Here is a 22103-nt window from a genome sequence, read left to right as displayed (position 1 = left end):
ACCGTGATGCCTGAAGGCAATATCGCCATTCTCGGAGGCGGGCCATCTGGTCTGATGGCCGCCGAAAGACTATCAGCGCGAGGCTATCGCGTGACGGTCTACGAGCAGATGCCGACAGTTGGCCGCAAGTTCCTGCTTGCCGGAAAGTCAGGGCTGAACATTACGCATTCGGAAGATTATGTAACTTTCGCGAAACGCTTCGGCTCAAGCATTGACCGTATATTGCCAGCCTTGACGACTTTCGGCCCGACCGAATTACGTGCCTGGGGGGATGAATTGGGTGCCGAGACATTTGTCGGCTCATCCGGTCGTGTCTTTCCCAAAGCGATGAAAGCGTCTCCGCTTTTGCGGGCTTGGGGAAAACGTCTGGAAGATCAGGGCGTTCGCATTCTCACCCGACATCGCTGGATTGGCTTCGAGGGCAATACTCTCAAGATCGAGAACCCCGACGGTGTTCAGACGATTACATGCGATGCTGCGCTCTTTGCTTTTGGCGGCGGAAGCTGGCCGAAGCTCGGTTCCAACGGCCTCTGGATCAATGAGTTTCAGCGAAGGTCAATCGATATAGCGCCGTTTCAACCCGCAAATTGCGGTTTTGACGTTGCCTGGAGCGACTTCTTTGCTGAACGCTTCGCCGGTGAACCGGTGAAGTCTGTTATCGCAACTTCCCATGCAGGCGCGACACAGGGCGAGTTTGTCATTACACGCGGTGGGGTTGAGGGTAGTCTCATCTATGCGCATTCCGCAGCTCTGCGCGACAGCTTGCAGAAACATGGAAAGGCATTTCTAACGCTCGATCTTGTTCCTGGACGAACTATCGAGCGACTGGAAAGCGATATTGCTCGGCAGGATACAAAGCTGAGCTTCGGCAATCTGTTGCGCAAGGCTGCAGGTCTGACGGGCGTGAAGGCAGCTCTTGTGACGGAATTTACCCGCGACAGAAGCCCGAAAGTGCTGGCCACTGCGATCAAAGCTATTTCCATTCCACTGCTCCGTCCGCGCCCGCTGGATGAAGCGATTTCGTCGGCAGGCGGTATTCGTTGGCATGAAATCGACAAGAACTACATGCTGCCGAAGCTACCCGGCATTTTCGTTGTCGGAGAAATGATCGACTGGGAGGCTCCAACTGGTGGCTATCTCCTGACTGCCTGTTTCGCGATGGGCCGCGCGGCGGCGGACGGTATCGATGCATGGCTCGAGGCAGGTAACACGTTCGGCGGGAAATAAGACGACACTGACTTCTTTAAGTGGAAATCAGCACATTCGGATATACGGCTGATCGACTGCGGGCTAAGCTGCCGGACAGTGGCATTGAATGCTTGCCGTCTGAGGGGAAGGTACATTCGCATGAATTCAGCTTCTGCCGTCGCTTCACATCCGCTTTTGAGACAAAGAGACGGGCACCATGCCCGGGTGACATTCGAGGAATTGTTCTTCGATTTGGTCTATGTTTTCGCGGTTACGCAGCTCAGTCATGAACTTCTGCACAATCTGACGCTCACCGGTGTTGTCGAAACGCTGATCCTCTGGTTCGCGGTATGGCTCGGCTGGCAATATACCTGCTGGGTGACAAACTGGTTCAACCCGGAAACGCCGCAGATACGCAGCCTCTTGTTCTGCGTCATGCTGCTCGGTTTGGTGATGGCATCGTCCATCCCCGGTGCTTTCGCTGACAAAGGCTGGATATTTGCTCTGGCCTATGTGGCGATTCAGGTCGGCAAAACAGCCTATATCGTGTTTGTTCTGGGGCAGGACCATCCACTTGCCGCCAATTACAGGCGTATGCTCGGTTGGCTCACTATTTCCGCTGTCTTCTGGATAGCCGGTTGTTTCGTCGAGCATGAAGCCCGTATGGCGCTGTGGCTTATTGCCGTGCTTTGCGAATATTTATCGCCGATGTTCGGCTTTGCACTGCCGGGTCTCGGACGCTCTCACACCAGTGATTGGACCATTGAAGGCGGACATCTGGCGGAGCGTTGCCAGTTGTTCGTAATCGTGGCACTTGGCGAAACGGTTTTGGCTACCGGGGCAACCCTTGCAAATGCTGAAGTCTGGAATTTGGCCCTCATGTCGGCGCTGCTGGCCACTTTTCTCGGGACGCTTGCCATGTGGTGGCTTTACTTTGGCACCTCCAGCAAGGATGCGACAGATACGATCACCCACTCCGCTGATCCTGGACGGATTGGCGCATCTTTCCACTATGTTCACGCCATTCTGGTGGCCGGGATTATCGCAACGGCAGTCGGAAACGATCTTGTCATGGCCCATCCGCATGATCCGTTGAAGACTGCTTACGTTCTTGTTCTTGTCGCAGGACCGGCGATCTATCTGATTGGCAGCGCCATCTACAAGAAGGTTGTCTATGGCGTTATTCCCACGTCACACGTCTTTGGTGTTTTGGCTCTACTGGCAGCGATCCCGGTCGGCTATATGGCCGATCTATTGGAAATGGGCATATTGACGACGGTTATCATGCTGGTCGTGAGTGTTTGGGAGGGGCGCAATAAAAGACTGCGCTCGGCTGCGATGGTAGGATAGGTGGGCTTTCGACGCCGCCGTCCGATCCCTATCTACGGACACAAATCATATTTCGGAAGCCTATAGCGCATCATGTCAGATATACAGTCCGTCGATCAGCAGCCAGCCGATAATGGCCATGTGAAAGTCGCCCGCAAGGTCGACATTGTGGTTATTGGAGCCGGGCAGGCGGGGCTCTCGTCGGCCTATCATCTGAATAAACTTGGTCTCGCAGGCGAACGGCAATTCGTGGTTTTGGACAAGGCCGCAGGGCCGGGCGGAGCCTGGCAATTCCGCTGGCCTTCGCTAACTCTCCAGACTGCCAACGCCATTCACGATCTCCCCGGCATGAAGTTCGAGGATATTGTCGAAACGACCAATGGCGAGGTGCGTGCATCGGTTGCCGTCCCACAATATTACCGCGCCTATGAGGAAGCCTTCGATCTTCCGGTGCACCGTCCTGTGGCCGTGAGAGTCGTTTGCGATCGTGGCGAACGGCTTCGTGTGGAGACAGATCGGGGCAACTATTCGGCACGCGGGATCATCAACGCGACCGGCACATGGGAGTCTCCTTATATCCCACCCTATCCGGGTGCGGAGCTTTTCAAAGGCCAGCAACTTCATACGCGGGATTATCAGACAGCTGACGCCTTCAAGGGCAAACGTGTTCTTGTCGTCGGCGCGGGTATCTCGGCTGTGCAGCTTCTGGACGAGATATCGCGTGTGACGGAAACCGTATGGGTCACGCGCAAAGAACCTGCTTTCCGGAAAGGTCCGTTTACACCGGAGTTGGGCCGTGCTGCCGTGGCTTTGGTTGAGGAAAGGGTACGCCGGGGCTTGCCACCTGGATCGGTCGTTTCAGTAACGGGGCTGCCGTTGACGCCGGCCATTGAAGCGGCACGCGCTCGCGGTGTGCTCAACCGTTTGTCCATGTTCAGCGAAATCACGGAAACAGGTGTTCGGTGGGACGATGGAAGTGAACAATCCTTTGATGTTATTTTGTGGTGCACAGGATTTCGCAGTTCGCTCGACCATCTTGCCCCGCTGCAATTGCGCAATGCGGAAGCCGGTATTCTCATGACTGGACGCCTTGCAACACAGGTGGCCGCTGATCCCCGTATTCATCTTGTTGGTTATGGCCCATCTGCCTCGACCATCGGTGCAAACAGGGCAGGTGGTGCCGCCGCGCGGGAGTTGGCAAGTTATCTCGGCTTGGTATGATTGACGTAACGACTATTTGCGAGGGGCAGCATGAAGCGTATTCTGAAGTTTGTCGGTGGTCTTCTGCTCGTCATCGTGCTGGGAGCAATTCTCTGGCTGGCGGTTCGGTCGCCTGAGCTGTTGCGTGTCGGCACCGGCTATGCTGCCAAGATTGTCTGTTCAAATGTTTTCATTGCCGGTCGGGATGCTGATGCCGTCCTTGCAGACGATGTTCAGGCACCGGGAAACCCGCTGCTGCGGTTTCTGAATGCCTCTCTCGACAAGAATAATAGCAGTGTGACGGTGCGGATTTTCGGCTTCTTTGCACCAAGTACCGCAATCTATCGCCCAGCGCTGGGATGCGCGAATATCCAGAAAGATGATTTGCGCGTTGAAATTCCGACCGGCCCGCAGGTGCCCGCAGAACCGATCCGGATTGAGACCGATCCAGCGGTGCAGGCTGTGATTGAGGATCAGGCTCTGGCCGGGCCGGGAATGCGTGCAATCGCAGTTATTCGCGATGGCAAGCTGATCGCGGAGACGTATGGTCCGGGCTTTAATGCGGATACGCCTTTGCTGGGCTGGTCCATGACCAAGTCCGTCATCGCGACACTGATCGGCATGCGCATTGCTGAAGGGCGCATGAGTTTGGAAAGCACAGCCCTTTTACCGGAATGGAAGAACGATGAGCGGGCAAAGATTTCTCTCGCAAATCTGATGGCGATGAATAGCGGTCTGCGCTTCGATGAGGACTACGGCACAGTAACGGATGTCACGCGCATGCTTTATCTGGAGCCGGATATGGCCGGGTTTGCTGCGTCTTTGCCGCTGGAGGCGGCGTCAGGGACGAAATTCAATTATTCCAGTGGAACGGCGAATATTCTGTCAGAGCTTTTCATGGATAGTTTTAACAGCCGCGAGGAGGCGCTGGCTTATCCGCGGCTTGCCCTATTCGGTCCGCTTGGCATGAACAGCGTCATTTTGGAGACGGATGCATCAGGCGTCTTTGCCGGTTCTTCCTATATGTACGCTACCGCCCGTGATTGGGCTCGGTTGGGCGCGTTTCTCGCGGACGGTGGAAACCTGTACGGAAAGCCGATCCTGCCTGCGGACTATATTTCATTTATGCGCAAACCCAGGCCCGAGTCCGAAGGGCGCTATGGTTCCGCTCAGGTCTGGCTGCAGATTAGCGGTGTGAAGGCAGGTGAGGATGGCATTCCGGAAGACGCATTCTGGATGTCGGGCCATGACGGGCAAAGCGTCATGATCGTTCCTTCAATGCATCTTGCTGTCGTTCGTCTCGGCCTGACACCGTCCCGGGCACGCTATAATGTTCAACGTTTGAACGCCAAGGTGATTGAGGCTGCTCGACAGGCGCATTGATTGTCAGTTTGCGAAAATCGTTACCACTCGGATTCTGGAAGGCACTGAGGCCGAATTCCGGCAACACCGCGTAAAGGTGATCGAAAATGTCCGACTGAATCTGTTCGAACGACGCCCAGACGGTCGTGTTCGTAAAGCAGTAGATTTCCAGCGGCAGTCCTTCGGGAGTAGGGTCCATCTGGCGCACCAGCAATGTCATGCCTTTGTGTATGCCGGGGTGATTGCGCAGATAATTGTCTACATAGGCCCGAAACGTACCGACATTGGTGAACTGACGCCTGTTGACCGGATTGTTGGCGCGGTCGCCAAGCTTCTGGTTCCATTCGGCGATTTCCTTGGCCTTCTTGGGCAGATAATCCGCCAGCCAATCAACTGTGCCAAGTCTGGCTCGCTCGTCATCCGACAGAAAACGAATGGTGTTTTGATCGATATAAAGCGCGCGCTTGATGCGACGCCCGCCGGATTCCTGCATGCCGCGATAGTTCTTCATCGGCTCGGTGATGAGCTTGCGGATCGGAATGGTGGTGATCGTCTTGTCGAAATTCTGGACCTTGACGGTATAGAGCGCGATTTCCGTGACATCGCCATTGGCGTCGAGATTCTTCATTTCAATCCAGTCGCCGACACGAACCATGTTGGACGAGGCGATCTGCATACTGGCGACCAGAGAAAGCAATGTGTCCTGAAAGACAAGGATTAGCACCGCGGCCATAGCACCGACACCGGAAAGAAGGATAACCGGCGACTTGTCCAGCAGTGTCGCAATGACAAGGACTGCCGCCACGATGTAGACAGCAAGTTTGGCCACCTGAATGTAGCCCTTTATGGGGCGGTATCTGGCTTCGGGACGGCGATGATAGAGCGTATCGATCAGCCCAAAGACTGAATTGACCGCCAAAGCCAGTGTCAGAATGATGAAAGCTATCGCTACATTCCGAATAACGGTGATCACGCCTTCGGGCAGGCCTGGCACTGCCATGATCCCGGATGAAATAATCAACGCCGGAACGATATTGGCAAGACGGCTGATGACACTGTGTCTTTTAAGCTCTTCGTCTTGTCCGAAAGAGGTTTTCTGGACAAGACGTTCGAGTAGTTTGAGCAAAATCGCCTTGATTAGAAAGTTTGCAATGAAAGCTGAAAGAAATAATCCTCCAAGCGCCACAAGGGTTTCCGCCCAGGGATGAGCAATAAAAAATTCGGACAATAGACTTTCCTGAGATTAACCTGGTGAAAATTGGGGGCCGTGTTGCGATGCTTGTATCATGTTCTACCAGGAATTAAGGCGGCCATATGAATATTTCAACCGCGAGTAATGGTTATTTGCATCAAAACCCCGGCCATAAGGCCGGGGGGGTAGACTTGTCGTATTGCTCATCGAGACCGTATCATTGGGCTGGAGGTGGTGATGCCGGAGCTGTATCGCTTGCCGGGGCATCAGTCGTCGGGGCATTGGTCTCGTTTGCTGCTGATGGATCGGCTACACCGTCCACAAAAAGCTTCGAGCGATCGAATGCCGGCGCATCGGTCAACTGCTGTTTGGTCGCCTTTATGACCAGCCATTTTTTGCCGTCACTGCGGGTTGCAAGCTGCAGTTGATCCGGGCTTACAGCGACGTCCTTCTCGCCGATTCCAAGAAAACCACCCACGCCGATCACCGCAGCTTCAATATCACCTTCGGGGCTGGCGATAAGATCATTCAGCTTGCCGACAGTCTGGGCGTCAGCAGCATCACTTTCATAGACGCTCTGTCCGATGAAAGAGGTGACGAGAAGCTGGCCCTCTTTCGGTTCCAGAAAGCCGACCTTGTCGGTCTCACCCGATGTGGGATTGCCAAACATGTCCTTGGACGAAACCGGCATTTCCTCTGCCGCAGCCGCTGGCTCGGCAGGTGCGGGCGTTGGTGCAGTTGTCTGAGCATAAGCACCACCACCTATCAGCAATGCACACGTCGTCGTCAGAAGTGTAGTCCTGAACATAACTATCTCCTTTATACGTTCGGTTGCTTAGGTTGAACGTGGAAATAGTCGGTTCGTTCCGAAATTTGTTGAATCTCAATATTTCATCATAGAAATATAATTCTATATAATTTTTCTTTGAAAATACTTATGGAAAAGAAAAGCCCGCATAAAGCGGGCTTTTTTATCTTCATATTCAACGAACTAGACTTAGCTACAGCCACTCGTTGCACCGCAAGTGTCGCACTTGAGACACGTTCCGTTGCGAACCATGGTAAAGTTCTGGCATTCGGTGCAGCTGTCGCCGGTATAGCCCTGCATCATCGACTTGATGCGGCGGTCAGCTTCCAGCTTCTTGGCGGCATTCGCACTTTCCGCGCGGGCGGAAGCAGCGTCTGCTGCAGCCTTATCCGAGAAAAGTTCGGTTGCCGTTGCCGATGTGCTTTCCTGCTGCTGTGCCGGAGCAGGTTGCTCTTCCAACTCCCGCTTGAAGGCGGTCGCACCATCCGTCACCAGACCGATTGTTGCGGGGCGATTGCCCGTCGGCGTGGTCGACTTCAAGGTTGTGACGTTGGAAGCCTGCGGCGCAGAATTTGTCGATCCCTTGGCTTCGTTAGTCGAGTTGGTCACCAGAGTGGGCTTGTAACCACGCGTCCAACCGGTCGAGACCAGGTTGGTCTTACCTTCCTTGATACCCTTGCCGAGCGCCGTATTACCGAAATCGCTTGTGTCGACATGGGCGAGGTCATTGCGTCCGAGATAGGACACCGCCAGCTCACGGAAGACATAGTCGATGATCGACGTTGCGGTCTTGATGGCATCGTTGCCGATGACCATGCCTGCCGGTTCGAATTTCGTGAAAGTGAAGGCTTCCACATACTCCTCGAGCGGTACGCCGTACTGCAAGCCGAGCGATACGGCGATGGCGAAGTTGTTCATCATTGCACGGAAAGCAGCGCCTTCCTTGTGCATATCGATGAAGATTTCACCGAGACGTCCATTACCGAACTCGCCGGTGCGCAGATAGACCTTGTGACCGCCAACGACTGCCTTCTGCGTATAACCCTGACGACGGTTCGGCAGCTTTTCGCGCTCATGCACGATCTTTTCGACAACCTTTTCGACGATACGCTCGGTTACCTGAACGGCGCGGGCTGCAGCAGGGGCTTCGATCAGTGCCTCGACTGCATCGTCTTCGTCCTCATCATCCGAGATGAGGGCGGCGTTGAGCGGCTGCGAAAGCTTGGAGCCGTCGCGATAAAGCGCATTGGCCTTGAGCGCCAGCTTCCAGGACAGCATATAGGCGTTCTTGCAGTCCTCGACGGTTGCGTCATTCGGCATGTTGATCGTCTTGGAGATCGCACCCGAAATGAACGGCTGTGCGGCTGCCATCATGCGAATGTGGCTATCCACCGAGAGATAACGCTTGCCGATCTTGCCACAAGGATTGGCGCAATCGAACACGGCGTAGTGCTCTTCCTTGAGGAACGGCGCCCCTTCGAGGGTCATTGCGCCGCAAACATGGATGTTGGCAGCTTCGATGTCCTTCTTGGCGAAACCCAGCGCCGGGAGCATCTCGAACGAGAAATCGTTGAGCTGTTCATCGGTGAGCTTCAGCACGTCCTTGCAGAAGTCTTCGCCCAGCGTCCACTTGTTGAAAGCGAACTTGATGTCGAATGCGCTTTTGAGAGCAGCATTCAGGGCTTCGATCTTCTCGTCGGTGAAGCCCTTGGACTTCAGAGAAGACGGGTTGATGCCCGGAGCCTGATTGATGTTGCCGTGACCGACAGCATAGGCTTCGATTTCAGCAATCTGGCTTTCCGAATAACCGAGCGTGCGGAGTGCTTCCGGTACAGCGCGATTGATGATCTTGAAGTAACCACCGCCAGCGAGCTTCTTGAACTTCACCAGCGCAAAATCAGGCTCGATGCCGGTCGTGTCGCAGTCCATGACGAGGCCGATCGTGCCGGTAGGCGCGATGACGGTGGACTGTGCATTGCGGTAGCCATGCTTTTCGCCAAGTTCCAGCGCCTTGTCCCAGGCAGCACGTGCATGGGTAATCATATCCTGATCCGGGCAATCCTCGGCAATCAGTGCAACCGGATTGACAGCAAGTCCTTCATAACCTTCCGTCTGGCCATGGGCTGCGAGGCGGTGGTTGCGAATGACGCGCAACATATGCCCGGCGTTTGGCTCATAGCTCGGGAAGGTTCCGAGTTCCTTTGCCATTTCAGCGGAGGTGGCATAGGCCACACCGGTCATGATCGCCGTCAGCGCGCCACAAATTGCACGGCCTTCGTCGGAGTCATAAGGAATACCGGAAGTCATCAACAGGCCGCCAATATTGGCGTAGCCGAGGCCGAGCGTGCGGTATTCATAAGAAAGACGGGCGATTTCCTTCGACGGGAACTGCGCCATCATCACCGAGATTTCGAGAACGATGGTCCACAGGCGTGCCGTGTGCTCGTAAGCCGCAATATCGAATGAACCATCCTTGTTGCGATAGGTGAGCAGGTTGATCGACGCCAGATTGCAAGCCGTGTCGTCAAGGAACATGTATTCCGAGCACGGATTGGAAGCGCGGATCGGACCGGCGGTCGGGCAGGTGTGCCAGTCGTTCATGGTCGTGTTGTAGTGCAGGCCCGGATCAGCGGACGCCCAGGCGGCGTAACCGATCTTTTCCCACAAATCGCGCGCCTTCAGCGTCTTCATGACGCGACCGTCGCGACGAGCTGTCAGGTTCCAGTCGCCGTCGTTTTCGACAGCGCGCAGGAATTCGTCCTTCAGCGAAACGGAATTGTTGGAATTCTGGCCCGAAACAGTGAGATAGGCTTCCGAATCCCAGTCTGTATCGTAGGTCTTGAACTGAATGTCGGTGTAGCCCTGACGCGCGAACTGGATCACACGCTTGACGTAGTTTTCCGGAACCTGGTTCTTCTTTGCGGCCTTGATTTCGCGCTTCAGGGCAGGGTTCTTCGCCGGATCGAAGCAATCATCATTGTCCGCTTCGCAGTTGACGCAAGCCTTCATGATGGCGGTCAGATGCTGCTTGACGATCTTGGAACCGGTGACGAGCGAAGCAACCTTCTGCTCTTCCTTGACCTTCCAGTCGATATATTCCTCGATATCCGGATGATCGATGTCGACGACGACCATCTTGGCGGCGCGGCGGGTCGTGCCGCCCGACTTGATCGCACCTGCGGCGCGGTCGCCGATCTTCAGGAAGCTCATCAGACCGGAGGATTTGCCACCACCGGAAAGTTTTTCACCTTCGCCGCGCAGATAGCTGAAGTTAGAGCCCGTGCCGGAGCCATACTTGAACAGGCGCGCTTCACGGACCCACAGATCCATGATGCCGCCTTCATTGACGAGATCGTCGCCAACGGACTGAATGAAGCAGGCATGCGGCTGCGGATGTTCATAGGCCGACTTGGACTTGGTCAGTTTGCCGGTCTGCCAGTCGACATAGAAATGGCCCTGGCCGGGACCGTCGATGCCATAGGCCCAATGCAGGCCGGTGTTGAACCATTGCGGGCTGTTTGGAGCCACACGTTGGGTCGCGAGCATATAGGCAAGCTCGTCGCGGAAGGCGAGGGCGTCTTCCTCAGAGGCGAAATAGCCACCCTTCCAGCCCCAATAGGTCCAAGTGCCGGCGAGACGGTCGAAAACCTGGCAGGCGTCCATTTCGGAGCCGTAGCGATCATTTTCAGGCAGCTTGGCAAGCGCGTCCTCGTCAGCGACCGAGCGCCACAGCCATGAGGGAACGTCGTTCTCCTCGATCTTCTTCAGCTGTGCGGGAACGCCAGCCTTGCGGAAGTACTTCTGTGCAAGAATGTCCGCAGCGACCTGGCTGAACTGCGCGGGCACATTGATGTTCTCAAGACGGAATACGATGGATCCATCGGGATTCTTGATCTCGCTGGTCGCAGTCCGGAACGCGATGTCCGCATAGGCCGACTGATTCTCTTTCGTGAAACGGCGTTCGATCTTCATCTGTCCCATCCAAACGTTCTATATATAGTAGCTCTAGTGACGGTTTTCAGCCACGGCCTGTCTGTATCGCGTCTCTGTCAAAACAGCTCTTCTGCGGGGAGGAGCGTCTTGTTGGGGAGAAAACTCCCGGAAATCCGCTTCCACCTCATCAAAGCCCACGAAAAAACGCCTCAGGGGAGCTTAATTGCAACCTTGCTAGCGCGATCGCGATCAAAAATCGGCGGAACGAAAAATACCTTATCTTGTAAGAAGCATGAGCGCAAATACTAAATCTAGTGTTAACGCTGTTTCTGATCGATGTTGCATCTGCTTCTCCAGAGAAGGGCGCACCCAGAATTTGGGCGCAAGAAAGCACCGAGCGAAAACCGCACTTTCAAAGCGCAACGCTCGTTCGATACTCAACTTGACCGAAAAAAGGACCGGCAGATTACAACGCCCGATCACGCTACTTACGCAACGATAGTATCATAAAAAACGACTCGGCTTCGAGCGTCAAGCAATGGTTTGTTGTAACGCTCCAGCATCTAGATATTGTGCGTAACAGCTTGGGGCAAATGTGGATAACGGGGAGAAGCGACACTTTTGCGAACCAAGCCGGCTATGTGATTTGGGGAGCCTGGATAGCCGCTATTACTAGCAGTTAGAGGAACAAGCACGGCAGTGTCGACTGTCGAAAGAGAAAATCCCTGCAAAAGGATCATAATCCGGGGGAATGCTGCATTGAAGACGGCTTGCCGGCTGCTTACTCAGCAGCAGCGGCAATGCCCGAATCACCAAAATGGTTCAGTAACTGCTTCAGTTCTGTCTCTTCGACGCGATTGGCCGCTTCCTGTGGCGACACCCATTCGCAGATGCGCTGATCCCGCTCAGGCCAATCTTTCTCCTGCCCGGTGAACTGCACCGCGAATACTGCTGCCGTGAACTGGTTTATGCGTTCAGGCGGTAGGTCGGTCTTGCAGTAGCAGAAACTGCCGATTGGTACTGGTGAGACCTCACCACGAATGCCGGCTTCTTCATAAGCTTCACGAAGAGCAGTATCCGCCAGAGTGCGACCGACTTGCGGCCAGCCCTTGGGGATGATCCAGCGGCCTGTACCGCGGCTCGTAATGACGAGAACCTTGAGGATGCCCATGTCGCGACGATAGACAAGCGCCGCAACCTGCTGCAAACGACCGGAAGGCGTCAAAATACGCTTTTCGGTTGCAATCAGTTGTTTGGCCTGCGACTTCACCGCGAAAATCCCCTTTTTATCTATAGCATGATCCGATTCGCCAAAATAACAACTGATTAGTTAGGCAACAGACCTTTGAAAATATCCGAAAAAAGCTTTTATTTTAAAGGTATTACTGAAATTTCAGGGTGGGATGACAGCTTTGAAAACGCTATCCGCCCTCGATCAGCGTTATTTCGTTGCGTTTTCCATAAGGTGCGATTGCGGCGGAAATGTCACCGCAATCGCGTTCGTTTGTTTTCGTTTCGCAGTGTTTTGATCTGGCGGATGTGAATCCGCCAGTTTTATCGGAAGTGCATTCGATGGATTTATGGCTTCAAGTCTGTCGGGCTTCAGCCGCGCTTGTCGCCTGCGATCGGTTCCTGATAGGTGAAGCCCATATCCCAAGGGAAGTAGATCCAGGTGTCCTGAGACACTTCCGTTACGAAGGTATCGATCAGCGGACGGCCTTTCGGCTTGGCGTAAACAGTCGCAAAATGGGCCTTCGGCATCATTTCCCGCACGATGGCTGCGGTTTTGCCGGTGTCGGTCAGGTCGTCTACGACGATGACGCCGTCGCCGCCATTTTCCAGCAGTGTTTCGCTCACACCCTTGAGGATCTGCATGTCGCCTTGCGACGTGTAGTCGTGATAGGAGGCAATACAGACGGTTTCGATGAGACGAATGCCGAGTTCGCGGCAGACGATGGCTGCAGGGACCAGACCGCCACGCGTGATGGCAACAATTGCGTGCCAATCGCGATTCATACCGGCAATCCGCCAGGCAAGGGCGCGGGCATCACGGTGGAACTGATCCCATGAAACTGGGAAGGCTTTATCTGGCAAGGACATCGAAACGCTCCGTGGAACGATCCGGAGCTCGTTCTCCGGACCTTTAAAAACCAAAAATGCGCTATGACGGATTGCCAAGCGCTGTAACTGTCAGGATCTGCGGCTTTTCTTCGTCTGCGCCCTTTCAGGCGGGCGGCAAGAGAGGAAAAGGCTCTCCACCCGGCACAGTCAGCGCCGGGTGATGCTGATAACCGCAAAAATGGTGTTCTTGCAAGCGTGTCGTGTCATCACAGGCTAGTTGTCGGCCAGTTGTTGGCCAATTGCCGGATCAAACTGGCTTCAATCGTGTCTTCTAACGCGAGAAAAGCGTGAGAATGGGCAGCTCGTTCAGCATGGAGCGCGTCACCCCGCCAAAGACCAGTTCACGCAACCGGGAATGACTGTAAGCGCCCATCACGAAAAGATCAGCGCGTTCAGCGATGATATGTTCCCTCAACGCATCCTGCGTATAACGTCCGTTGGATGCCAGTGCTGTGGTCGTCACATCAATCCCGTGCCGAGACAGTGATTCCGCAATATCGTGGCTCGCCAAAGCCTGATCCTCGCCTTCAATTTCCGGTGGATCGACCCAAACGATTTCCGTTCTGTCGGCATGTTTCATCAAGGGCAGGGCGTCGAAAGCGGCCCGGGCCGCTTCCCGCTTGCCGTTAAAGGCGACGACGATCCGGTCGAGCGAAATCATCTGCAGCACCGGTGCATAGGGAACCAGCAGAACAGGGCAGCTGGAATTGAAAACAATCGTATCGGCGGTTTCGTCGTTGGTGGCCGGATCGTCGGGGTCGGGTTGCCCGGCGACCAGCAATTCGGCTCCAAGACAAGCAGTCAGCACGCCATCAGCAGCGGTGCCGGTTTCGGATCGCGTGATGCGATATTCATAGTTGGTGCCCTGACGGCGCATCTCTTCCTCGAAAAGATGTTTCAGTCTTTCGGAAAGCTCCTTGTGCTGCTTGTCATGCAGTTCGAACATTCCCGGATCGATGAAGCCGTTCGGGTCGGCATAGACGATGGGCGAAGGGATTGAATAAAGCCCGATGACGTGAATATCGGGCACTTTCTGCTTTAGAAGTCCAACGGCGGACACAACCCGCTTCAACTCGGATTCACTGCGAGAATAGGCAACCACCGTCTTGTAGGACATGACCGAACTCCTTCCGGCTGTGTTTCTATTTTAGCATATAGTGCAACGAGTTGCGCGGGCAAAAGGTTGCAAAGGATTAAGCGGCACCTTTTGTTTCGAGCGACGAGATCATTTTTTCGATTGCATCAATTGCCGTATCGATTTTTTGAGGATCGCTCCCGCGGACGACAAGTTCCGTGCTGAAGCGCCCGTTCTCGAATTTCGGATAGGAACCGATGATCGTATCGGGGTTTTCTTTCTGGATTTCCGTCAGGGGAGCGCCAATCACGCCTTCGCCAAAAGGACAAAGCACCGACCTGGACAGAAGCTTGCGGCCGGTCTTCAGTGTCGGCAGTACATTGTCAAGCATTGCCTGAAACACGGAAGGCACGCCTGCCATCACATAGACATTGCCGATATGAAAACCGGGCGCAGCGGAGATCGGGTTCGCTATATGCTCAGAACCTTGCGGCATACGCGCCATGCGCTTGCGCGAGTCGGTGAATTCCAGCCCACGCTTTGCATAATTGTCGCCAAGCAGTTTCATGGCTTTTTCGTCATAGATACAAGGCACGCCAAAGGCCGCAGAAACCGCATCGGCGGTGATGTCGTCATGGGTAGGGCCAATTCCACCGGACGTGAAAACATAGTCATAATGCGGTCGCAGTGCATTCAGAGCGGCGACGATGGCGTTTTCTTCGTCCGGAACAATCCGTACTTCCTTGAGATCAATGCCCGCCGCTGTCAGGACATCAGCGAGATGTCCGATATTCTTGTCCTTGGTGCGGCCTGAGAGAAGCTCGTCGCCAATTGCCAGCATGGCTGCCTTGACGGCTTGCTGCGGATTGTTGGTCATATCCAGACTCCATTTTCTGGCATCAGTTAAGCGCCAGCAGGACAAGGCTGCAACTGCTTTATTGCAGCATTTTATTTGGGCGCGAGAAGTTGTGCCTTCCCAAAGAAGGCGGCTCCCCTAATTGAACCTGTCGAGGTTGGGGCCTCACAAATCGGGATATGGAGACGTCACATGGTTAAAGTGCTGGTGCTGTATTATTCGGCCTATGGTCACATGGAAAAAATGGCCAAGGCGGCGGCTGAAGGTGCGCGCGAAGGCGGCGCGGAGGTCACGATCAAACGGGTGCCGGAACTGGTTCCGCCGGATGTCGCGAAAGCCTCGCACTATAAGATCGATCAGGATGCGCCGATTGCCACGCCGGCTGAACTCGCGGATTACGACGCCATCATCATCGGCACTGCTACCCGCTATGGCATGATGGCGGCTCAAATGAAGAATTTCCTCGACCAGACCGGCGGTCTCTGGGCAAAGGGTGCCCTCATTAACAAGGTCGGGTCGGTGATGGTTTCCACAGCCACGCAGCATGGTGGCGCGGAACTGGCGTTGATTTCCACACAGTGGCAGATGCAGCATCAGGGCATGATTATCGTCCCGCTTTCCTATGCCTATCAGGGGCAGATGGGAAATGATGTGGTGCGCGGTGGTGCTCCCTATGGGATGACGACAACTGCAGATGGCGACGGTTCGCGCCAGCCTTCGGAACAGGAACTGGACGGGGCGCGGTTTCAGGGCAAGCGTGTTGCGGAAATCACTGCCAAGCTGAACAGTTGAGCGGAGTAGCAGCTATTGAAAAGCCGCAGATTCAATCTGCGGCTTCTCTGAAAAAAGAGTTTAGAAAGATCAGTTAACTGTTTCTGTTTTATTATCTTTTTCAATGACATGATAAGTCATTTGCGGATAAGGGATGTTGATCCCGGCTTTGTCAAATTCGATCTTCACCGTTTTGATCGTGTGACGCGACACCTGCGCATAATCGGCGCTGTTTATCCAGTAGTTGGCGCTGAGAACAACGGCACTGTCGCCCAGTTGCGATACGAAATAGGCCGGTGCGGGTGTTGAGAGAACACCTTTCTGATCTTCGACAACCTTCTTTATGATCGCGAAGGCCTGATCGATATTGTCTTCGTAGCCAATCCCCACCTTGAACTCGTGCATGCGGGTTTTCATGCGGCTGTAATTGGTGACGGGCGTATTCCAAAGAGAAGAATTGGGTGCCAGCACGTAGAGGCCATCAATGGTTTTGAGCTCCGTCGCAAACAAGCCGACGTCTTGCACGGTGCCGACGACGGTGCCTGCACTGATATATTCACCAACGCGAAATGGCCTGAGGACCAGAATCATGATGCCTGCTGCGATGTTCTGCAACGTACCTTGAAGGGCGAGGCCGATAGCAAGGCCAATGGCGCCTAGCGCTGCGAGAATGGACGCGGTCTGGACGCCAAACTGCCCGAGAACCATGACCAGAATGATGACGAGTATGCCGTAGCGGACGACAGCGCCGAAGAATCCGACCAACGTCTGGTCGAAGCCGCGAATTTTCGACAGCGACTGTATAGTCCATTTTTGAAGGATTCCGGCCAGTATCCAGCCGACGCAAAGGATAATCAGCGCACCGAGTGTGGAGACTGAATATCGTATGAGAAGGTCGTACATCTGGAGAACGAATGCGTTTGTATTTGCGATCAACTGTGTGGCTTGCTCTTCCATTGTTCCGTCTGCATCTGTTTCGAGTAGGGGAAAACTGGAGGATAGGGCAGCAAATTGTCAAGGCGAGGTTGCCTGGAGCGGATATGGGAAAACTGAGCGCAAAAGGAGGAGGTGGTGCGGTCGGCGGGACTTGAACCCGCAAGTCTAAAAGACGACGGATTTTAAGTCCGTTGCGTATACCAATTTCGCCACGACCGCAGCAATTACCCTCGTCTATGTCATGATTTGTGTCACGAATTCAAGCCACAAAGCCTGTTAACATCAACAGTTAGTATTGCCGAATATATGCTTACTCTAAATCGTTGATTTGGCGACCTGACGAGCTTCAACCTTGTCTGCATTGTCAAACCCATGTAGCCATGGGCGGAAAACCAGCAGGAAATGCAGAAAGTCGAATAATGACCGCCTTCGTCAAATCCGTATCCGAGGCCGAAAAGGCAATGCGCGCGCTGTTTCCTGAAACGCCGCTGCAGCTCAACGATTACCTTTCACGGAAGTACGGTGCGGAAATTTGGCTCAAGCGCGAAGATCTCACACCGGTCCGGTCCTACAAGATTCGTGGCGCTTTCAACTTCATCTCCAAGGCAGTCGAAACGACCGACAAGAATGCGGTGTTCGTTTGCGCTTCCGCAGGCAACCATGCACAGGGTTTTGCATTCGTCTGCCGCCATTTTGGCCGCAAGGGTGTCGTTTTCATGCCGGTTACGACGCCGCAGCAGAAAATCGACAAGACCCGCGCTTTTGGCGGCGAATTCATTGAAATCAAGCTGGTGGGCGATATTTTCGACGTTTGCTATGCCGCGTCGCAGGAGTTTGCCGCAAGCCAGAAGGGCGTGATGGTGCCACCTTTCGATCATCCCGGTATCGTCGAGGGGCAGGCGACGGTGGCGCTTGAGATCGAGCGGCAGTTGCCGGAGGGAAAGAAGCCCGACTTTATTCTGCTGCCTGTCGGTGGCGGCGGATTGTCCGGCGGCGTTACGCAATATGTTTCAGATCTGGGCTGGAAGACGAGTTTCCGCTTTATCGAGCCACAGGGCGCTGCGAGCTTGAAAGGGAGCCTTGAAGCAGGCAAGCGTATCAAACTTACGCATGTTGACAATTTCGTCGATGGTGCAGCTGTTGCCGAGATCGGAAAAGAAAACTTCAAGCTTCTCAAAGGGTTCGATCCGAAAACTGTTATAACGGTTCCGGAAAACCGGCTTTGCGCAACAATCATCGAAATGCTCAATATTGAGGGCGTCGTGCTTGAACCAGCGGGCGCGCTCGGCATTGATGCGTTGAAGGACTTCAAGAAGAGCGACCTCAAAGGCAAGCGCATCGTCATTGTTGTTTCGGGCGGCAATTTCGACTTCGAGCGCCTGCCGGATGTTCGTGAGCGTGCACTGCGCTTCGAAGGCTTGAAGAAATATTTCATCTTCCGCTTCCCGCAAAGGCCGGGCGCTCTTCGGTCGTTCCTTGATCTTCTGGGTCCTGAAGATGATATTGCGCGTTTCGAATATCTGAAGAAATCGGCGCGTAATTTCGGCTCTGTGCTGATCGGCATCGAAACGAAGAACGCGGCGAACTTCAAGCTTCTGGAAAAGAAATTCGCAGAAGCCGGTTGGGCCTATCAGGACATAACGGACAATCAGGTGCTCGCTGATTTCATCATCTGATTTCGGTGCCTTAAGCGAAATCAGTTGCTTTTTCGACGAAAACACCCCATATGCCGCGTCAGGCGCATGGGCCGACGTGTTCGTCGGCTTTCCCGGCATTGGACTTGTTGCGTCTCGCCTCTGTCTTCCGGAATGGTCCGGAAGCGGGGAGACCCGAGAAAATGTTCGGGCACGGCAGCGCAAGTCGCCTGGAGTTTATAAGCTTCGGCGTCCCGTCGTTATCATTGAACAGATAGAGTTCGGCAAGTTGCGCTTGACCGGCATTTGTATGCGGACCATGACATCATGGTGCCGCCGAAAGAGATTGAATTGACAAAAGAAATTACGGGCGGCTTTGCCGCTCTCGGCGTTACCGGCATTTTGCTCAAGGGCGTCGAAGCCGCTGGCATGACCGAGCCGAAGCCGATCCAGTTGCAGGCGATTCCACACCAGCTTGAAGGCCGCGATATTCTTGGTATCGCGCAGACGGGCTCCGGCAAGACCGCAGCTTTCAGCCTGCCGATCCTGCAGAAGATCATCGGCCTCGGCGACAAGCGCCGTCCGAAGACCGCGCGCGCACTGATCCTGGCGCCAACGCGTGAACTCGCCGTGCAAATTGAACAGACGATCCGCAATGTTTCCAAACACGCGCATATCTCGACAGCGCTTGTGTTGGGCGGCGTTTCCAAGCTGTCCCAGATCAAGCGCATCGCACCGGGCATCGACGTTCTGATCGCCACGCCTGGTCGTTTGACCGATCTGATGCGTGACGGTCTGGTTGACCTCTCGCAGACGCGTTGGCTCGTCCTCGACGAAGCGGACCGTATGCTGGACATGGGCTTCATCAACGATGTGAAGCGCATTGCAAAAGCGACGCATTCTGATCGTCAGACCGCGCTGTTTTCGGCCACTATGCCGAAGGAAATCGCGTCGCTGGCAGGAAGCTTGCTGCGTGATCCGGTTCGTGTGGAAGTCGCTCCGCAGGGAACGACGGCTGCTGAAATCACGCAGGTTGTGCATCCTGTGCACACCAAGGAGAAGCGCCGTCTTCTTTCCGCGCTGCTGGGTGACAAGGCTATGCGTTCGGTCATCGTCTTCACCCGCACCAAGCACGGTGCCGATGCGGTGGTCCGTCATCTGGAACGCGATGGCTATGAAGTCGCCGCCATTCACGGCAACAAGTCGCAGAATGCACGTCAGCGTGCGCTGAACGGATTCCGTGATGGATCGCTGCGGATTTTGATAGCAACCGACATTGCTGCACGCGGCATCGACGTGCCGGGTATCAGCCACGTCGTGAACTACGATCTGCCTGACGAGCCGGAAACCTATGTGCATCGTATTGGCCGCACCGGCCGTAATGGCGCCAGCGGCGCGTCGATCACGCTTTATGATCCGGCGGCGGAAGAATCCAAGCTGAGAGCCGTTGAGCGTGTGACGCGTAACAAGCTTCCGATCAAGGATGCACCTGTGGAGCTTGCACCTGCTCCGGCACCGCGTGCGGCGGCTCCGGGCGAACGCCCGCAGAAGACCCAGCATCGCAAGGGCGGAACGGCGCAGAAGCCGCGTCGTGCAGCCCCGAAGTCAGGCGACCATCGTACAGGCGGTCACGCAGCAGGTGAAGCCGCTCCGAAAGCGAAGCGTCCGTTCCGCCGCAAGCGCCGCAATGCCAACGGCAATGGCGGACAGCGCGCAGCGTAAGGCTTGCCTTGAATATTTTTTCAAAAAGCCGCCCATTTCGGGCGGCTTTTCTATTTATGAGCGCAGGATAGGTTTCAATTTGCGTAATGGCTTGGAAAAATATTCCATGCTTGCTTGAAGGGCAGGGCCGTTCCTCATAATTTCCTCTTCAAAACAGGAAGGACGGAAGCCATGTTCCAATCGGTGCTCGACGCAATCGGCAATACGCCATTGATCCATTTGAAAAAGGCTTCCGAACTTACCGGCTGCGCAATTTATGGCAAGGCCGAGTTTCTCAATCCCGGACAGTCGGTGAAGGACCGCGCAGCGCTCTATATTATTCGCGATGCCGAAAAGCGTGGGCTTCTGAAACCCGGTGGTGTCATCGTTGAAGGTACGGCCGGCAATACCGGCATCGGCCTCACGATGGTCGCGAAAGCGCTTGGCTATCGGACAGTTATCGTTATTCCCGAAACGCAAAGCCAGGAAAAGAAGGACGCGCTGCGCCTGCTTGGCGCCGAACTGATTGAAGTTCCAGCCGCCCCCTATCGCAATCCGAACAATTATGTGCGTCTGTCGGGACGATTGGCTGAACAACTTGCCAAAAGCGAGCCGAACGGTGCGGTCTGGGCCAATCAATTCGATAATCCGATCAACCGACAGGCCCACATTGAAACCACGGCGCAGGAAATCTGGCGTGATACTGACGGCAAGGTGGATGGGTTTGTCGCCGCTGTCGGATCGGGTGGAACGCTTGTCGGCACCGCATTCGGTCTGAAGGATCACAATGCTGATATCAAGATCGCACTTGCCGATCCATATGGAGCCGCACTCCATTCCTTCTACACGACGGGCGAGCTGAAAGCCGAAGGCGACTCGATCACCGAAGGCATCGGGCAGGGGCGCGTCACCGCCAATCTTGAGGGGTTCACCCCCGATTTCTCTTATCGCCTCTCCGACGCGGAGGCGCTCGATATTGTTTTCGACCTTGTGGAAAATGAGGGACTTTGCCTCGGCGGTTCTTCGGGTATCAATATTGCAGGCGCAATCCGGCTTGCAAAAGATCTCGGGCCGGGCCACACAATTGTGACGGTGCTTTGCGACTATGGTAATCGTTACCAGTCCAAGCTGTTCAATCCTGCTTTCCTGCGTGGCAAGAACCTGCCAGTGCCGGGATGGCTGGAGAGGAAGACCGAGATAGACATACCGTTCGAGGGATAATCATGGCATACGAGACCGAAGCGCTTTTCCGCGAAGATTCCTATCTTTCAACGGCGGAGGGCACGGTACTCGCCATTACCGAGACGGGCGGGATTATTCTCGACCAGACAAACTTCTATGCGACCTCCGGCGGCCAACCGGGGGATATCGGCTTTCTCGAGCGCGCGGATGGTTCTCGTATCGAGATTTCAGCAACCGTTACGGGCGAAAACAAGAACGAAATCATTCATGTTCCGGCAGAAGGACAGGCTTCGCCCACTGTCGGTGAAAAGCTGGTCCTGCATGTTGACTGGCCGCGTCGCTACAAGCTGATGCGGATGCATACGGCCTGCCACCTGCTTTCCGTTGTCTGCCCGTTTCCGATTACCGGCGCTGCGGTGGGCGAGGATGAAAGTCGCGTTGATTTCGATCTTCCCGATCCGAGCTACACCAAGGAATTCGTGACCGAAAGGCTCATGGAGCGGGTGAATGCCAATGACGCGGTTGCCATTCGCTGGATCAGCGATGAAGAATTCCTTGCAAATCCGGATATCGTAAAGTCGAAGAATGTGCGTCCTCCGGTGGGGCTCGGTCGCATACGCCTTGTTCTTATCGGTGAAAACGGCGTGGTGGATTCGCAACCTTGCGGTGGTACGCACGTTTCCGAAACGCAGGAAGTGGGTGAAATCCACATCGGCAAGATCGAGAAAAAGGGCAAGGAAAACCGCCGGTTCCGCATTCGCTTTGGCTCCCTGCCAGAAGCCTGAACCCATTTTTTTCTGCGTGTTTCCCGGTTT

The 22103-nt window shown here is 54.8% G+C and carries 16 protein-coding genes, 1 tRNA gene and 1 pseudogene; 9 read left to right on the top strand and 9 right to left on the bottom strand.

The genetic code is table 11. The features are described 5' to 3' along the window. Positions 1-6 precede the first annotated feature (6 nt). From CES86_RS04055 to CES86_RS04040, 4 genes and pseudogenes are all read left to right on the top strand, one after another. A complete protein-coding gene (locus CES86_RS04055; RefSeq protein WP_029924785.1) occupies positions 7-1227 on the top strand; it encodes a TIGR03862 family flavoprotein in 1221 nt (406 codons plus the stop codon). Between the two features lie 120 nt (positions 1228-1347). Further along, entirely contained in the window at positions 1348-2538 is a 1191-nt protein-coding gene (locus CES86_RS04050; RefSeq protein WP_029924787.1) for a low temperature requirement protein A, read from the top strand. 72 nt (positions 2539-2610) lie between these two features. Beyond that, entirely contained in the window at positions 2611-3738 is a 1128-nt protein-coding gene (locus tag CES86_RS04045) for an NAD(P)-binding domain-containing protein (protein WP_029924789.1), read from the top strand. A gap of 30 nt (positions 3739-3768) precedes the next feature. Further along, positions 3769-5082: pseudogene (locus tag CES86_RS04040) on the top strand (serine hydrolase domain-containing protein); the annotation flags it as partial. Here CES86_RS04040 and CES86_RS04035 read toward each other — a convergent pair. The 7 genes from CES86_RS04035 to CES86_RS04000 form a co-directional block, all read right to left on the bottom strand. Next, the gene (locus CES86_RS04035; protein WP_081861769.1) at positions 4979-6307 is read right to left on the bottom strand and encodes a mechanosensitive ion channel family protein; all 1329 of its coding nucleotides are present in this window, start codon (positions 6305-6307) and stop codon (positions 4979-4981) included. The pseudogene CES86_RS04040 and the gene CES86_RS04035 overlap by 104 nt on opposite strands. Positions 6308-6488: 181 nt before the next feature. Then, positions 6489-7079, bottom strand: a complete 591-nt coding sequence (locus CES86_RS04030) for a PRC-barrel domain-containing protein (RefSeq protein ID WP_029924796.1) — start codon at positions 7077-7079, stop codon at positions 6489-6491. Positions 7080-7268: 189 nt separating this feature from the next. Beyond that, positions 7269-11051 (bottom strand): vitamin B12-dependent ribonucleotide reductase, encoded by a 3783-nt coding sequence (locus CES86_RS04025; protein ID WP_036586886.1) that lies wholly within the window; start codon positions 11049-11051, stop codon positions 7269-7271. Positions 11052-11793: 742 nt separating this feature from the next. Next, complete coding sequence (locus tag CES86_RS04015; protein ID WP_010660078.1) at positions 11794-12282, bottom strand: NUDIX hydrolase; 489 nt, start codon at positions 12280-12282, stop codon at positions 11794-11796. A 332-nt stretch (positions 12283-12614) separates the two neighbouring features. Continuing rightward, positions 12615-13112: a xanthine phosphoribosyltransferase gene (gene gpt / locus CES86_RS04010; protein WP_010660079.1), complete on the bottom strand. Its 498-nt coding sequence runs from the start codon at positions 13110-13112 to the stop codon at positions 12615-12617. 292 nt (positions 13113-13404) lie between these two features. After that, entirely contained in the window at positions 13405-14250 is an 846-nt protein-coding gene (locus CES86_RS04005) for a universal stress protein (protein WP_029924801.1), read from the bottom strand. Positions 14251-14326: 76 nt separating this feature from the next. After that, entirely contained in the window at positions 14327-15085 is a 759-nt protein-coding gene (locus CES86_RS04000) for a competence/damage-inducible protein A (RefSeq protein WP_029924802.1), read from the bottom strand. A gap of 171 nt (positions 15086-15256) precedes the next feature. On the opposite strand from CES86_RS04000, the gene wrbA reads away from it, so the two are divergent. Beyond that, entirely contained in the window at positions 15257-15856 is a 600-nt protein-coding gene (gene wrbA / locus CES86_RS03995; RefSeq protein WP_010660082.1) for an NAD(P)H:quinone oxidoreductase type IV, read from the top strand. A gap of 69 nt (positions 15857-15925) precedes the next feature. On the opposite strand, the gene CES86_RS03990 is transcribed toward wrbA, so the two are convergent. Together CES86_RS03990 and CES86_RS03985 are read right to left on the bottom strand one after the other, a co-directional pair. Continuing rightward, the gene (locus CES86_RS03990) at positions 15926-16792 is read right to left on the bottom strand and encodes a mechanosensitive ion channel family protein (RefSeq protein WP_029924806.1); all 867 of its coding nucleotides are present in this window, start codon (positions 16790-16792) and stop codon (positions 15926-15928) included. A 112-nt stretch (positions 16793-16904) separates the two neighbouring features. After that, positions 16905-16990 (bottom strand) — tRNA-Leu (locus CES86_RS03985). Between the two features lie 197 nt (positions 16991-17187). Here CES86_RS03985 and ilvA point away from each other — a divergent pair. From ilvA to CES86_RS03965, 4 genes are all read left to right on the top strand, one after another. Beyond that, positions 17188-18447, top strand: coding sequence for a threonine ammonia-lyase IlvA (gene ilvA / locus CES86_RS03980; protein ID WP_029376102.1), 1260 nt, complete (start codon positions 17188-17190; stop codon positions 18445-18447). Positions 18448-18732: 285 nt separating this feature from the next. Then, the gene (locus tag CES86_RS03975) at positions 18733-20127 is read left to right on the top strand and encodes a DEAD/DEAH box helicase (protein ID WP_036563724.1); all 1395 of its coding nucleotides are present in this window, start codon (positions 18733-18735) and stop codon (positions 20125-20127) included. 171 nt (positions 20128-20298) lie between these two features. Then, entirely contained in the window at positions 20299-21327 is a 1029-nt protein-coding gene (locus CES86_RS03970; protein WP_029924808.1) for a cysteine synthase A, read from the top strand. 2 nt (positions 21328-21329) lie between these two features. Further along, complete coding sequence (locus CES86_RS03965) at positions 21330-22073, top strand: alanyl-tRNA editing protein (RefSeq protein WP_029924810.1); 744 nt, start codon at positions 21330-21332, stop codon at positions 22071-22073. Positions 22074-22103 lie beyond the last annotated feature (30 nt).

Source organism: Brucella lupini (assembly GCF_002252535.1).
Classification (GTDB): Bacteria; Pseudomonadota; Alphaproteobacteria; order Rhizobiales; family Rhizobiaceae; genus Brucella; species Brucella anthropi.
The sequence above is the reverse complement of the archived record's forward strand: the minus strand, read 5'-3'. Positions and strand labels throughout refer to the sequence as shown.

Bases quoted from the DNA above. Each gene is read 5' to 3' on its own strand.
- wrbA (WP_010660082.1), top strand. From the start codon at position 15,257: ATGGTTAAAGTGCTGGTGCTGTATTATTCGGCCTATGGTCACATGGAA.
- CES86_RS04030 (WP_029924796.1), bottom strand. From the start codon at position 7,079: ATGTTCAGGACTACACTTCTGACGACGACGTGTGCATTGCTGATAGGT.
- CES86_RS04000 (WP_029924802.1), bottom strand. From the start codon at position 15,085: ATGACCAACAATCCGCAGCAAGCCGTCAAGGCAGCCATGCTGGCAATT.
- CES86_RS04055 (WP_029924785.1), top strand. From the start codon at position 7: ATGCCTGAAGGCAATATCGCCATTCTCGGAGGCGGGCCATCTGGTCTG.
- CES86_RS04025 (WP_036586886.1), bottom strand. From the start codon at position 11,051: ATGAAGATCGAACGCCGTTTCACGAAAGAGAATCAGTCGGCCTATGCG.
- gpt (WP_010660079.1), bottom strand. From the start codon at position 13,112: ATGTCCTTGCCAGATAAAGCCTTCCCAGTTTCATGGGATCAGTTCCAC.
- CES86_RS04005 (WP_029924801.1), bottom strand. From the start codon at position 14,250: ATGTCCTACAAGACGGTGGTTGCCTATTCTCGCAGTGAATCCGAGTTG.
- CES86_RS04050 (WP_029924787.1), top strand. From the start codon at position 1,348: ATGAATTCAGCTTCTGCCGTCGCTTCACATCCGCTTTTGAGACAAAGA.
- CES86_RS04045 (WP_029924789.1), top strand. From the start codon at position 2,611: ATGTCAGATATACAGTCCGTCGATCAGCAGCCAGCCGATAATGGCCAT.
- CES86_RS03965 (WP_029924810.1), top strand. From the start codon at position 21,330: ATGGCATACGAGACCGAAGCGCTTTTCCGCGAAGATTCCTATCTTTCA.
- CES86_RS03975 (WP_036563724.1), top strand. From the start codon at position 18,733: ATGGTGCCGCCGAAAGAGATTGAATTGACAAAAGAAATTACGGGCGGC.
- CES86_RS03990 (WP_029924806.1), bottom strand. From the start codon at position 16,792: ATGGAAGAGCAAGCCACACAGTTGATCGCAAATACAAACGCATTCGTT.
- CES86_RS03970 (WP_029924808.1), top strand. From the start codon at position 20,299: ATGTTCCAATCGGTGCTCGACGCAATCGGCAATACGCCATTGATCCAT.